The sequence below is a fragment of the Paenibacillus polymyxa genome (genome assembly GCF_018614975.1).
GTDB classification, from domain to species: domain Bacteria; phylum Bacillota; class Bacilli; order Paenibacillales; family Paenibacillaceae; genus Paenibacillus; species Paenibacillus polymyxa_E.
This window is the reverse complement of sequence record NZ_JAGGNR010000029.1, coordinates 1-14,524: the sequence shown is the minus strand read 5'-3', so window position 1 is coordinate 14,524 and position 14,524 is coordinate 1. Positions and strand designations below refer to the sequence as shown.

At 38.1% G+C, this 14,524-nt stretch carries 11 protein-coding genes; 7 read left to right on the top strand and 4 right to left on the bottom strand.

What is annotated here, in order from left to right; genetic code table 11:
• The first annotated feature begins 44 nt into the window (after nt 1-44).
• From J7E78_RS21125 to xerS, 7 genes are all read left to right on the top strand, one after another.
• Nucleotides 45-3,584 (top strand): hypothetical protein, encoded by a 3,540-nt coding sequence (locus tag J7E78_RS21125; protein WP_215078072.1) that lies wholly within the window; start codon nt 45-47, stop codon nt 3,582-3,584.
• 29 nt (nt 3,585-3,613) lie between these two features.
• A complete protein-coding gene (locus tag J7E78_RS21120; protein WP_215078071.1) occupies nt 3,614-4,672 on the top strand; it encodes a hypothetical protein in 1,059 nt (352 codons plus the stop codon).
• A 587-nt stretch (nt 4,673-5,259) separates the two neighbouring features.
• Nucleotides 5,260-5,667 (top strand): hypothetical protein, encoded by a 408-nt coding sequence (locus J7E78_RS21115; RefSeq protein ID WP_215078070.1) that lies wholly within the window; start codon nt 5,260-5,262, stop codon nt 5,665-5,667.
• A gap of 32 nt (nt 5,668-5,699) precedes the next feature.
• On the top strand, nt 5,700-6,155 hold the full coding sequence (locus tag J7E78_RS21110; protein ID WP_215078069.1) for a hypothetical protein: 456 nt from the start codon (nt 5,700-5,702) through the stop codon (nt 6,153-6,155).
• 113 nt (nt 6,156-6,268) lie between these two features.
• The gene (locus tag J7E78_RS21105) at nt 6,269-6,832 is read left to right on the top strand and encodes a hypothetical protein (RefSeq protein WP_215078068.1); all 564 of its coding nucleotides are present in this window, start codon (nt 6,269-6,271) and stop codon (nt 6,830-6,832) included.
• A 654-nt stretch (nt 6,833-7,486) separates the two neighbouring features.
• On the top strand, nt 7,487-8,632 hold the full coding sequence (locus J7E78_RS21100) for a DUF3800 domain-containing protein (protein WP_215078067.1): 1,146 nt from the start codon (nt 7,487-7,489) through the stop codon (nt 8,630-8,632).
• Nucleotides 8,633-8,921: 289 nt separating this feature from the next.
• The gene (gene xerS, locus J7E78_RS21095) at nt 8,922-9,995 is read left to right on the top strand and encodes a tyrosine recombinase XerS (protein ID WP_215078066.1); all 1,074 of its coding nucleotides are present in this window, start codon (nt 8,922-8,924) and stop codon (nt 9,993-9,995) included.
• Between the two features lie 391 nt (nt 9,996-10,386).
• On the opposite strand, the gene J7E78_RS21090 is transcribed toward xerS, so the two are convergent.
• The 4 genes from J7E78_RS21090 to J7E78_RS21075 all read right to left on the bottom strand — a co-directional run bounded on the left by J7E78_RS21090 (nt 10,387) and on the right by J7E78_RS21075 (nt 14,438).
• Entirely contained in the window at nt 10,387-10,785 is a 399-nt protein-coding gene (locus tag J7E78_RS21090) for an RDD family protein (RefSeq protein WP_215078065.1), read from the bottom strand.
• Between the two features lie 320 nt (nt 10,786-11,105).
• Complete coding sequence (locus tag J7E78_RS21085; RefSeq protein ID WP_215078064.1) at nt 11,106-11,252, bottom strand: hypothetical protein; 147 nt, start codon at nt 11,250-11,252, stop codon at nt 11,106-11,108.
• 458 nt (nt 11,253-11,710) lie between these two features.
• On the bottom strand, nt 11,711-12,676 hold the full coding sequence (locus tag J7E78_RS21080; RefSeq protein WP_251035174.1) for an ABC transporter substrate-binding protein: 966 nt from the start codon (nt 12,674-12,676) through the stop codon (nt 11,711-11,713).
• 13 nt (nt 12,677-12,689) lie between these two features.
• Complete coding sequence (locus tag J7E78_RS21075; RefSeq protein WP_215078063.1) at nt 12,690-14,438, bottom strand: ABC transporter ATP-binding protein; 1,749 nt, start codon at nt 14,436-14,438, stop codon at nt 12,690-12,692.
• Nucleotides 14,439-14,524: the final 86 nt, after the last annotated feature.

The window sequence follows — 14,524 nt, the reverse complement described above, 5'->3', positions numbered from 1 at the left end:
GATCTCTATGTAGGGGAAATATTTTTTGATAAGGATTGATCTTTATGAAACATAAGCAACTGAGCAATCCATTTTCAACCGGGGGCGGAGGAGTACACTTTGAGGCTCATGTTCAAGCTTCTTTTGTTACATTGATGCTTACTGGGGGAATAGTACCTTGTTTACCGCAATGGCCGGTAATCGGAATAAAGCTTCAAGGTAGAATTGATGGATTTAATACTGATGACTTAATTGTTATTGTTGAAGAACCTATTTCCAAGAGAAAAGCTAAGATGCTTGCACAGATTAAACATAAAATTGGAATTACCTATGGAGACAGTATGCTCTCAGAAGTAATGCAAGCTGCCTGGAACGATTTTAATAATTCCAATATCTTTTCCAAAGAAAAGGATGTTATTGTTCTTATTACTGGTCCATTAAATGCTACTGATTCACATAATGTTCGATGGATATTAAATCAGGCAAAACACACCAAAGACTTAGAGGAGTTTAAAAGGAACGTAACACAATCTAACTTTAGTCCGTCTAAAAGCAAAATCAAATTAGATGTTCTGAGACACCATTTGAAGTTGGCCAATAATAACACCGATATTTCAGATGGTGATTTTTATTCATTCTTAAATCATTTTTATGTTTTAGCTTATGATCTCGGAGAAGAAGAGGGAATTGTGTTATCACTTTTGCATTCACATATCGCACAATTTGATAAACAATATCCGCATTGGGTTTGGCCTCGCATTGTAGATATTGTACAAACATGGAATCAGAATGCTGGAACCATTACATTTGAAAAGCTTCCAGATGATTTAAAAGAACTATTTCAACTTTCAAATGTATCTCATATACCTGACAAGCTATTGATAAAGTCTGAAAATAGAAAAGCAGATTGGTCTAATTTTAATGAAGCATCCACACTTGCTTTAATTAACTTAATAGGGATGTGGGAAGAAAACAATGAAACTGACATGAGAATTTTAAATAGTTTATTAGAGAAAGATCATCCAAATTGGCTACTTCTAGCAAGAGAGATGCTTTTGCAAAATGAGAGTCCTCTCTCACTCAGTAATGGGGTTTGGAAAACAAAAAATCGAACTGATCTATGGTCGATACTAAGTCCTCGTATTTTTGACCAGAATCTGAACCATCTAAAAGGTTTAATCATATCAGTACTCTCTGAACCAGATCCTTCTTTTGAACTTCCTTCAGAAGAACGATTTGCAGCAGGAGTTTATGGGAAAAAGTTAACATACTCTTCATATATCAGAAATGGATTAGCCCAATCTTTAGCACTCTTAGGTACCCGAGGAGAAGATTTAATTAATTGTTCTGAGGGTTTGCCTGAAATGGTAACCATACATGCTATCCGCGGGATATTTGAGGGAGCAGACTGGAAGCTTTGGGGGAGCTTGAATAAAATACTACCAGTTTTAGCAGAGGCTGCTCCAGAAGAGTTCTTGTTTACGGTTGAACAAGAACTGCACTCAGAATATTGCCCATTTGTTGAACTATTTTCACAAGAGGATAGTGGAGTTACAGGTGGGAATTATTTGACTGGATTGTTGTGGGCGCTTGAATCTTTAGCTTGGGAAGAACAATATTTAGTGAGAGTATGTGTAATACTTGGTGAACTAGCCAGCCTTGACCCTGGTGGAACATGGTCCAATCGTCCAGCCAATTCACTTACAACAATTTTACTGCCTTGGCTTCCACAGACTGTTGCACCGATACAAAAACGTAAAGTTGCTGTTAAAACGTTAACCAAAGAGCTTCCCAAAGTTGCATGGAAATTACTAATCAGTCTGCTTCCAAATCAGAAGCAGACTTCAATGGGGTCGCACAAACCGTTGTGGCGTGACAGTATACCTGAGCAATGGAGAGAAGAGACTTCCCAAAGTGAATATTGGGAACAGGTAGAATTTTATTCTGATCTGGCTATCTCTCTTGCTAGTAAGAACACAATTTTGTTAAATCAGCTTATTGATCACATCGATGAACTTCCACGTACTTCATTTAATTTGCTACTTGAAATATTGTCCTCCGAGAAAGTTATTGGACAGCCTGAAGAAGAAAATTTTTTTCTATGGAATAAACTTATGAATCTCATCTCAAAACATCGTAGTTTTTCTGAAGCAGAATGGGCTTTAGATGATGAACTGTTAAAGCTTCTTGAGAAAGCTACAACAAATATGATTCCTAAAAATCCAATACTCTTACATCAAAGACTATTCGGTGAATATGATCCTGATTTATATGATGATCTGGAGAATTGGGAAGAAAACAGCAAACAACTTGAAGTGAAGCGTCAACAAGCAATAGTACAAATTTTAAAAATGACCGACATTTATAGGGTAATTGAATTTTCAAATAGGGTGCAATCTCCCTATTACGTAGGTATAAGTCTTGGTGCGGTAGCTGATGAAAGCAATAATGAAATTTTATTCTCAAGATATTTAGAATCTGAAGATGAAAATCATATATCTTTGATGAGGGGTTATATCTGGTCACGATATGCTAGAAACGGCTGGTCTTGGGTAGACCAGCTGTACAAAGCAAACTGGGGTGTAGAAAAAATTAATCAATTTCTTTGTTATTTACCTTTCAATAATGAGACATGGGATCGTGCTGCCAAGTGGTTAATGGAAAACGAGCATGAATATTGGACAAAAACTGATGTAAATCCCAATCAGCTAGAATGCGATCTAACATTAGCAATAGACAAACTGATTGAGCATGGAAGGCCTTTTGCTGCAATTTATTGTCTTAACGTAGTACGCCAACTTAAGCAAAATTTGAATCTCAAACAATGCTTGCAAGCATTGGAAGCAGGTTTATCCTCATCTGAGCCAAGCTATGTCATAAAACCCAGTCTGATCGTAGGCCTTATTAAAGTACTGCATCAATCTCCAGACATTAAGTTCGAGGATCTTTATCACATTGAATGGGGCTATTTACCTTTAATGAATCGAGGCGGTAATAAAGTTGCTCCCAAACTTCTGGAGTATCATATTTCAGAAGAGCCTGAGTTTTTTTGTGAGCTTATCCGTAAGATATATCGTTCTAAAAAGAGTGAATCATTAGTCGAGTCAAATGAAGAATCGCAATCAACTGCTTCGAATGCTTGGAAATTGCTTCACGGTTGGCGAATCCCCCCGGGCAGTCTCAAAAATGGAGATTTCGATGATGAGTTTTTCTTAAAATGGCTTCAACAAGTCACAAAGATTTGTTCAGACTCAGGACACTTGGAAGTTGCACTAATTAATGTTGGTCACGTTCTTGTCCATTCTCCACCCTCCGCAGGAGGTCTATGGATAAATGAATCTGTGGCGACTGCATTGAATGATAAGGATGCAGATCCTATTCGTAGGGGATTTAGATCTGGGATACTTAACTCGCGAGGTGCACATTGGATAGATCCGACTGCACAACCTGAACTCAAACTTTCAGATGAGTATCTGCTTAAAGCCGAAGATACTGAAAATGCGGGATTTCAACGGTTTGCAGTCACTCTAAAAAGTATTGCAGAATTTTATGCTCGTGAAGCAAAACGAATTATAGACAGAGAAACAATTGAAACTGATAATTGAATAATTATATTTTAAAGGGGAGCTTCTTTATGCAATGCATGTTTTGTTTTGAGGATTTTGATAAACTTACAAGAGAACACGTTATTCCAGACAGGATTCTCAAGATATTCCCTGAACAAGATATAACGATTGATAATGAAAAAGAGTACAAGGATAGCAAAGGAATGGTAGTTCATGATGTATGCGCTAATTGCAATGGTGTGCTTTTAAGAGCTCTTGATGATTATGGAAATCCATTTATTCGAGAAAACTTTCTTGATAAATTTGTAAGAGATTCCAAGTTAAAAATTAATTATGATTACAATTTTTTGGTGAGATGGCTACTAAAAGTATCGTATAACAGTGCAAGGAAAAACAAATTGGATTTATCGTGGTACCAAAGATACCTAAAATTTATCCTGTATAATGATCAAGAAAATATTCCGAAGGTTTCGATATTTGGTGGGTTACATGTTGATCTTACTCTCATGGGGGAAGAAAATCAGTCATTCGGGTCATATTACACACCACTTTATATTGTTCATAATCCAAGAGTAATGATTCATGGGTTGTCGTATACAAGGTCAAATTATATTAGTCCCAATAAAGACGCTTTGCGAATCCCACATAAACATGGTCTTGTGAAGATTAGGTTTGGCTCAGCTATGTTTTTTATTATTCTTTGGGAAGAATCAGCTTGGGAATCAAGAATTAATGATTTTAACTCAGTATTTGAAGTTGTATATCCATATAAACTTTATTATTCTAATAAGCAATCTCTTGTCTTGGAAAGAGTTACAGATGAAATAATATGTGTAATACCGGATATTATACATAATTATAATGCAATGGAAGTTAGTAATAGAATAATATCAAATAGTCTTCCTCAAGAATCAGTAGAGGATTCTAAAAAAATATGGGACGAATATTGGACAGAAGATAAAAAGTTAGAGGGGAGGTTGCTTAATGAAATGCTGTTGTTCCCTGATAACAGAAAAATAAAATTGCAGTATGATGAGTTAATGAAAAGGCTTGGACGTTCGGATGAAGAAAAAAATGATTCTACAGCTACGGAAAATGAAGGGGAGGATTTGCCGTTTCAACTTTAAGTTTAAACTAACTTACCGGGTATTCAATTCCATGAGTCAACAGAAAGTCCGTGGATTTAAGTGGCCGATGATTGATTAGTTCTATAAACCGTTTGATAACCAAGTTATACACGGGTGAATACTTATATTATGATTATAGAGACTTTCGTCCTTTAAATTGAAAACACCTAAGATGCAATGTAATGAAACTAAAATGGATCAAGCCAACTTCTTGGCAAAGACAGGTAAAGCTTCTCTAATTTCTATGACAAAGAAACTATCCTTTTTAATTAAGGATTCAGTTCTTTGTCATTGTGTTGTTTCTGACAGCCGCAATTTAGATGTAAGGCGACATATGATAGATTTGTAGATTTACCTGTATAAAAATGATTGCAGTGCCTAAACAAACACAGGGGTGCAGTACAGTGGAACTTTATGAGGTATGGAGTGCTCAAACTGGGAGAAACAAAAATAGAAGGAAGCTCAAAGTTGGGAATGTAATTCATAGATTGAATATTGTAAAATTAAGTGTGACAACTGACCTATAACTTTAAATATTCGAATTAACTCTCCTTTTGAAAAATTAAACAAGGAAAAGTGGTGGGAAAATGTTTGAAATTGAACTTAGAATACAGGACATTGATCAAGTACAAAAAGATGCTGCAACAAAATCTATTCAAAAACTAGTTCTTCAACTTATATCAGGATTAGATATGAAGGGTTTAGAATTAATTGTTTACACAAGTGCATTTAAAGTGGATCTCATTTCATTCCAACGGTCAAAGTCGATTCAAGAGGGGTACACTGAGGCCTTATTTGGTTCGGCTGTAGCCAAGGTTATCAGCTACATTGAGAATAATCATCAGAAATATACGATCTTCGTAACAGATATTCTTTTTTGGGCACTATTCAATGAAGAAGCTAAAGACATAGCAGTACATACACTTCATCACGAGTTAGCGCATGTTCATATTCCTATAAGTCATTTAAGGTCACTCGTGGAGATGACATTCTGACCATTGCTTGTAAGCTGGGAGAAATTATGTGGATGGAATATATTGCAGATCGTTTGGCTATTACTTCATTCACTGAAACCTCAACTCTAAGAAACGAAGATGTACGATACCTTTCCCAATCTATAGTAAAGACCATGGGAGAAACGATTGATGAATATTTCATGGACGGCAACTCCTATAATGTATTTATCAAAATACAGGAAGAGTCCAATCTGTTGCTAAATATTACAGGCAATCTATTAGGGCAAGTTCATGGACTCAAACTCCAAAAATATCTGGATCAAATGCAAATGGAGTATTTCACTCCCTATCTTGTTCGTTTGAGCGATGAATTAGAGTACCTATACACTCGTTATCCGGACTGGACAGGTATGAGGGATTTATTACCTCTAGCCAAAATTATTTTAGATCTATGGGAAGCTCTGGGTGTTAGTTTTGATGCCGATCAAGAAGGAGTAAATATAATTATTTCTAAGCCTCTTGTTTAAGGTTGCTTATCTTATTGCTGATATATTTTCCGTACATTATTTATTGATAGGCACGGCTAAGTACCACAAGCAACTAAATGTAAATTTAACTATCAATTGAAGAGGGTGTCAAAGTGGAACCAATCTTTTTTTTTGATAAAGAAATGATTGTAAAATTTGCAGATGGACATCATCGTCCCTATAAATATTTTTGGTACGATGATATCGTTGTGATGTATGCCCCAGAATTCGGAAATGCGTTTGCAATGGATAAGTTCAGATTTAACGGAGAAATCATAGGTGATGATCAGTTTGTTAACAAATCATTTATTGTACTTAATGATATAAAAAAAGATAAGGTCCATCTACTCTGCACTTTTTATCACGAATTGGGTCACATCAAGTTGAATCATCTGAAAGATTATACTGGTGAGGGTCGTGCTGAGGCAATGGCTCGTGATGAAGTCTACTATGCCGAGTTGGAAGCTGACAAATATGCATTCGAGAAGATGGGCAGGAATAAAACAATTGACTGGCTAGAGTCCATCCTGAGTTGGTTAGAAAATCAAGTGTTAGCTAGGGAGCATGAAGAAGAGTTACGGGGTCTCTCTGAGCAAGGTAAAGAAGGTTTAGTGAAGTATAAGCAAGCACGTTCGGAAGTTATGAAGAGACTAGAAGTGGTAAGAGGATTAAAATGAATATAGTCTGATTTAAACTATCAATACGTTCATTGTTGAAGGTCTCACTGCAGAATTCTGGCAGTAAGTTATAAAAAAGATAGTTAAGACTTTATAGAGGACTATACTCTGGAATTTACATCTTGATCAGCATTCCTTACCCAAGAATTCTGTGCCTACTGCCGAGATTTTTCCTTGGATCTCAAGAAAATTAAGAACGATTCTCAATTAAGTCAAACCGGTGCTTGTGAAAATCATTCATTGGAATACGGACATTATCCTGGTACCAGTTAAGGTTTATACTCCAACTGTCCCATCGAGCTTCGAGGCTAACTGACGATTATTCCCTTTTTAAGTTTGGTGGTTGTCGAGGCTCGTCAACAGACCGGCTAGGCCTTGTGTCTGTTATGTTCGCCAATATATGCTTATCTTTATTACGCACGACTTAACCAATCATTAATCTCACCTAACGTATGTCCTTCGAGACGAAGCCAATCCGCCAGACTCATTTCAATGAGAGACTTTAATCGGATTCTTCTAACATCGCTGCCATATATTGGTCTAAAACATAGTGTCCATTTGGGCGATTTTAGAGATTTTGTTAATCTCTAAATTATGCTCTATGTAACAAAAAATATATTCTACACTATTTAGAATAATAAATGAGGGATGACAATGAACGCTTCGTTTTACATTGATGAGAGCGGAAATACCGGAACTAATTGGGACGATAAAACACAACCATACTTTGTGTATGGGGGTTGGCTTGTACCTGATGATAAAAAAGAAGAGGCTGTAAATTATTTGAATGACATTCTTGCCTCAATACAAGGTTCAGAACTAAAGGCAAAAAGTTTTCTGAAAGGCAAAAGTGGAACTTATCGCTTCTACAAACTTTTCGAAAAGTTAGTTAACGATTTCGGATTTCTCCCGTTTTTTGGTGTAACAGATAAAAAATTTATGATATCCGCAAAGTTAGTGGAAACTTTTTTTGATTGTGATTACAATCCAAATGTGAACAATTATTTAAGCCAAACTGTAGAACTAAAAAAAGCTCTTGCAGTATGTATATTTCAAGATGATGAAGTCATGCAAAATTTCTCAACGTTAATTAGAAAAGGTACTATCACAGTAGATCTAATGAAAAAGATTAATGAGCAACTTATTCAAATTTTTCAAGACCAAAACCAAGAAAAAGTTGCTAATACATTAAAAAACTTATCTGAAAAAAATTTATCTGAGATGATTAAAGAATTTGAAGTTTTAACAAACAACGGTACTAGAATGAGACATATTGCTCTTACAAGCACAATGTTAGTAGAGCTATTGAAAAATATTGAATTCTTTTCAGCTATAATAAAGTCAAATGTATCTGTATATCATGATAATTTAAGAAATTATGATGATGTTTTCAATGATTTGAGATCAATATTTTTGCACAAAGCCGTACCGTCTATCTTAGGAACTGAGAGTAAGCCTTTTTTAACAAATTTCCCACATATAGATTCTTTAACTTTACTGAATTCTAAAGAAGAAATACTCATCCAGGCAGCCGATTTGCTCTGTGGCTTTGTTTCAAGAGCTTTTCAAGAAATTGCTTCAAATAACAAGATTGACGATAATACTGTAATTGTATTCCAATTCTTAGTGTTTCTACAGGATAAATTCAATGAAGTAGGGATTAAATTATGGAACTTGTATGGTGAATATCAATTTCAAGCAGACTTTTTATCTGCAATTTATCAAAATGTAGAAGTTTCGTGTGTTGATCATTTAAATATTATCGATTCTGAGTTCCCTTTTGCAGTAAATAAAATATAAAAGGATTGATTCAGCTACAAGTGCAAGAGTGTGGTATAGTGCGCCAAGTGTTGTATTCAAACTAGAAGGAAAATCAGAATGCCTTCGGTTATCTTCCACCGGAGGCATTTTCGAACTCCAACGGAGTAAATCCTTCCAAACTTTAAGTAAACCTTCTAGAAATTAAAATGCAGAAGGGAAGGGATCGCGATCGACGGATGATTATAAACGAATATTCCTCTTAATTACGTAAAATAATAATTTGACGAATAATTACTTAGAAGTTATATTCATTTGGGGGTGGTTGTTTTTGGATAAACAAGCTAAATTACACCTTATGGGTCGAATTGACGATAAGTTAAGTGAATTACCTTGGTATGTTACTGAATTTATTGACAGTAAGAAGCGTAAGCTTTCTGCCTCAACACTTCTTAATTACTGCCACGATTATATAATCTTTTTTGATTGGCTGATTACAGAGAACTTTACCACAGTTCAAAAAAGAACAGAAATTGAATTATCCACGCTAGAAACATTAACGATACGTGTAACAGAAAGCTTTTTATCTTTTTTGGAGTATCAACTTGGGAATAATAAACTAACAATAAACCGTAAGCTTTCTTCTCTTAAGTCCTTATTTGATTACTTACAGAATAAAGCCGAAACAATTGATTTAAAGCCTTATATACAAAGAAATGTTATGGCTAAAATGGACTTGAATGCAGTAAAAGAAAGTCAGGAAACGATCGCGAATCGTATGGAAGGGAAAATACTGAGAGAAAATGATTTTGAAGCTTTTAGAGTGTTTGTAGCATACGATTATGGCGAATTAAACAAAACAAACAAACGTATCATTCATTTCCATCAGTTTAATCGTGAACGAGATACGGCAATAATTTCATTGATCTTAGGATCAGGACTTAGATTATCAGAAGTTTCCGGAATCAATCTTGAGGATTTAGATCTGACGAAATCCTGTGTAAGAGTAGTCCGAAAAGGGGGGAAAGAGCAATATGTTTACTTTAGCAGCCAAGCATCTCTAGATATCGAGAATTACCTGCAGATGAGGGAAACAAGATATACCCCAGAAAAAAACGAAAGATTTTTGTTTATCGCAGCACCTGTAGGACGCAAAGGTAAAAATAGACGTTTAACACAACGTTCTATAGAAAAACTTGTTGAGAAATATGCAACAGCCTTTGGAAAGCCGGCTTTGACGGTTCATTCTTTGAGGCATTCATTTGCCACACGTTATCATATTGAGAATAATGATGTCCCAAAATTAAAGAATCAATTAGGACATTCTTCAATACAAACTACAATGATTTATACGCACTTAACAGATGATCAGATGAGAAGCGCTGTAAACAACATGGATAAATAATCCGGAGGGAGTGACATAAAGTTGCCTACCAGGCTGGAAAATTGACATAAAGTTACCTACCAGACTGGAGAATGACACATAAAGTTGCCTACTAGGCTGGAGAATGACATAAAGTTGCCTACCAGACTGGAGAATGACATCATAAAGTTGCCTACCAAGTTCCAAATTTGCTCCGTTAATTAAAGACAAAGGGCATAAATGCATTAAAGTAGGGTACTTTGTGTCATTTTGGTAGGGAACTTTGTGTCAATGTACATTTAAGGAACAATGTTCTTGTCCTCAGACACGGAGACATATGTACAAAATACGAGTTTTGTGAAACAGTACTAATGATTAAAAAAGCTGTACAGGATTTTTACCCCTGTACAGCTCATTCTTTATAATCTTCAAGTTAATCCCAAACTACTTCTGTTCCTGCTATAAAGTCATGAATCGCACGTCGATCTTCACGCATACCGACCATAAAAGCACTCACTATAACTCCGATACCCAAAGTTAATACGTACACAAGTCCAGCTACAACAACTCGCATCAGCATCGTACCAATTTTTGGCGGTTCGTGTGTATCGTACTTACGGATTCGAATTCCACATATACGTTTGCCTATGGTTCGACCATACCAGTACACTGGTAATAAAATTGAGTATAACGCACTAAGTAGTTTGGCAATCGGCTCATCCGCATCAAAGTTACCCGTAAGCACACCTGCAATAATCACTAACGGAATTGAAATAATAAGACTATCCAACACACTTGCTCCTAATCTAATCCAAAAACCTGCTTTATACAAAATGCTTTCCTCCAAACTACAATTTTAAACTAAACGGCTAATTTACTTCATGAACTCCCTTCATTAAAATATCTAACTTTATGTACACAATTCAAATAGTATAACAGAAAATTTTACCTTTTTACGATAAAAATCCTATTTCATTTTAATTGCATCCTTTGTGAATTATATAACAAACTATCGAATTAACTTAACCGCTGTTCATGTTCACTACTTACTCTTACATATTCCTTTCTAATATTGTATTTAGCTTCTGAGTATCCAATGAAAACACCATAATAATTATGTAAACCAAAGCCAAAAAGGCTACTCAACAGTTGTTAAGTAGCCTTCTGTTCGTTCTGCATCTGCCCTCTTCGCCATATCTTATTCTCCACAATGGCATAGACTACACCGGCGATGGCAAATATCCATATCGATGTCATTCGATTCAGATGGTATCCATTCACGAAATATGGACTGTACATGAGATCAAAAACCCATAGCCCGCCCCACCCAAACCCAATCATATAGATGAAAGTTCTCACCATAGGAAAGCATACATATTTCCGCAGCAGCCATGTGATCGGACTTAAAATAACAACATAAAAAGCGAGTAAATAGTGACCGAATCCCAGGATAAGCGAAAGAATATATATTATTCCCCCTGCATTGCGTAAGCCGTAATACTCTGTCGTTGTAATATGGTAACCTTCAACCCTTTCAAGAACGAGATATGCCGTCAAGCTTATCCCTATAAATATAAGTCCTAATACCATGTACCGTTGAACCGCGTTCACCAACATCAGATCACCCCAATGTCTAAACGCAGCCAGAACCACTCAAGTTACATAATTTCGAACGAATCACAAAATTACACATAGACCGCCACTAGATTCTGTTAAAAGTTAAAGTTAATCCATTATGAATTGCTCTAATCCAACGACTACTTCTGTCCTTCCAGAATCATCGTACCCAAACGGTCCATAAGCTCCATTCTCCCCATCGCTGTGTACGAATAATTGTAATTAACGACATTAGAGATTTTATAAATCTTTTCATTCTTCACTGCGTTCATGTTATTCCACACCTTGCTATCGACCATCTTATTCTCGCTATTCTCCATCAACAGCAGACGATCCGGATTAACGGTAGCCAGAGCCTCCAGTGCGATCTGTTTACCACCCCAGCCCTCTGGATCAGGGATACCCTCTGTGCGCTTCAGGCCCCATTCACCATATAAAATCTCAGCTGCACCTTTATTCGAATAAATGACCAGATTGTTTGGATAGGTTTCGATCACGGCAAAGGATTCACCATGTACAGCCGCCTCAAGCGTTTGTTTCCACTCTGCAGATTTCGCATCATATTTGGTCAGATATTCATCTTTCTTGCTTTTTTCTCCAAACGTATCTGCCAAGAATGTCAGGCGTTCTCTCCAATCATAGTAAGAGTAAGGCAATGCAATTGTAGGTGCAATTTTAGATAAAGTTTCATACTGATCCGTGTTAAAATCCTTTCCCAGAATAATCAGATCCGGATTGGCACCCGCTATAGCTTCAATGCTGAACGGGAAACCATACCAGCCCAAATTAACGGTATCTGCACTCAGTTGATCCTTAATGGTTGGCGTGATCTCCTCCGGATTGCCATAGTCAGCGCTCATCGTCGCTACAGGCGTTTTGCCAAGGATCAATAGCTCTTCTGTCGAGCCGGATAGATCGACAATGCGCTCTGGGCTCAGGGGAATTGTAATCTCTTCTCCATTCGGATTGGTAATCACTTTGGTCGTCGCTTGTGCGGTTCCCTCTGAGGAGCTCGCCACTTCATTGATGGTCTCGGTCGTTCCACAGGCCGCCAAGGTGAGCATACAGCATAGTGCAATCCATACAGGAATTCGTTTAAACATCATTGTCATTCTCCTTTTATCCGTTTACTTTTACCTGCCAGCCTTCTGCATCCTGTTGTAATTGCCACAAACGAGCGTAGATGCCTGAATAATCTAACAATTGCGCATGTGTTCCCTGCTCTACGAGCTGACCTTGGTCCAATACGATAATCTGATCGGCATTCTGAATGGTCTTTAATCGGTGTGCAATCAAAATAACCGTCTTATCTGCGACCAATTCATTAATCGCTTGCTGCACCGCGGCTTCGTTCTCCGGATCAAGAGAAGCGGTAGCTTCGTCGAGCAAAACGATCGATGCATTTTTCAACAAAGCACGTGCAATGGAGATACGTTGCTTCTCCCCACCAGATAACGTCGATCCACCCTCGCCAACCAGCGTATCGTACCCTTGAGGCAGACTGGAGATAAACTCATGACAACAAGCTCTTCGTGCTGCCTCCTCAATCTCGAATTGCGTAGCGTCTTTCTTTCCTACACGAATGTTGTTGCCGATCGTATCCTGGAACAGATACACGTCCTGGAAGACCACAGAGATATCCTGTAACAGCTTCTCCGGGTCCATCTGATCAACGGGGCTGCCACCAATGCGAATCGTTCCTTGCTGTACGTCCCAGAAGCGGGCAATGAGACGCGTGACGGTACTCTTACCACTACCGGATGGACCAACCAGCGCAGTAATGGTATGCGGCTCAATCGTAAACGACAAGTCTTTTAACACCGGCTGCTGATCATCATATCCAAAGGTCACCTGGTCGAACGAAATCGCCTGATTAGGCTGTACATCTCCCTTTCCTGCCATCGGGGCCTCCTGCTGCACATCCATAATGCGCCTTGCACTATATGCGGAGTACCGCATCTCCCCATAACTCATCAGTACAACCGTCAACGGTTCAAATACCTTCGTACCTACCAGCAAAAATAACAGAAATACCGGTAACGACAACTCACCGCCTGCAAGCAAATAGCTGCCCACCAGAATCATCCACGTCATACCTGATCGTGCGAGCAACATCGCACCCATGATCATCGGTCCCATGATACCTTCCAACCGAATGGAAGCCGACTTCAATTCGTCAAAAGAACGACGCAGCCGTTCAAAACGTTTGCCCCCCATATTGTGAGCCTTAATCTCACGAATACCGCTCAGGTATTCCTGCAGCCGACTGGCGGCTTCATTTTTGGCTCGAACATGGTTCTCACTCAGTCGTGCCTGGATGGAATCCGTGATCCATAACAGCGCCACACCCAGGGGAACCGCAATAAACATGGCTACGGCCATTCTCCAATCCACCAACAGAAGTCCGGCAAAAGCAAGTACCGGAAGCACAATCGCGCTGATCAGCTGTGACAGATTGTGAGAGATCGTATGCTCCACCTGACCATAATCACTCAGGATCAGATTCGTCAGATCGCCAGGATCACGTTTTCCGAAAAATCCTAACGACAGATGGCGAATATGTTCTGCTAGCTTCAACCTTCCTGAGGCCGCGAGGCTGTATGCTTCCCGATAGGTTTTATCATAGAGTGAAGCGTAAGCCCCATACTCCACCAGAAGCCAGGCAAACAGAATGCAGCATACAATCCACATTCGGTTGATATCCAGTCCTTTGTCCGGATCAGCGAAAGATTTATAGACCGTATTGAATATGTCTACAAGCAGCGCCGCAGGAACGATCTTCACAATCCCGTCCAGAATCGCTGCAATTACCGAAGGAAGCAGACTACGCGGGTTACCCCCAGATATATTGTATAAATAATTCTTCATCGTACTGCACCCCCAAGCTTCCAGGAAGCCGCACTGATATGGGCCTGCCACATGTGCTCATATACTCCTCCCACTATAAAGTAATG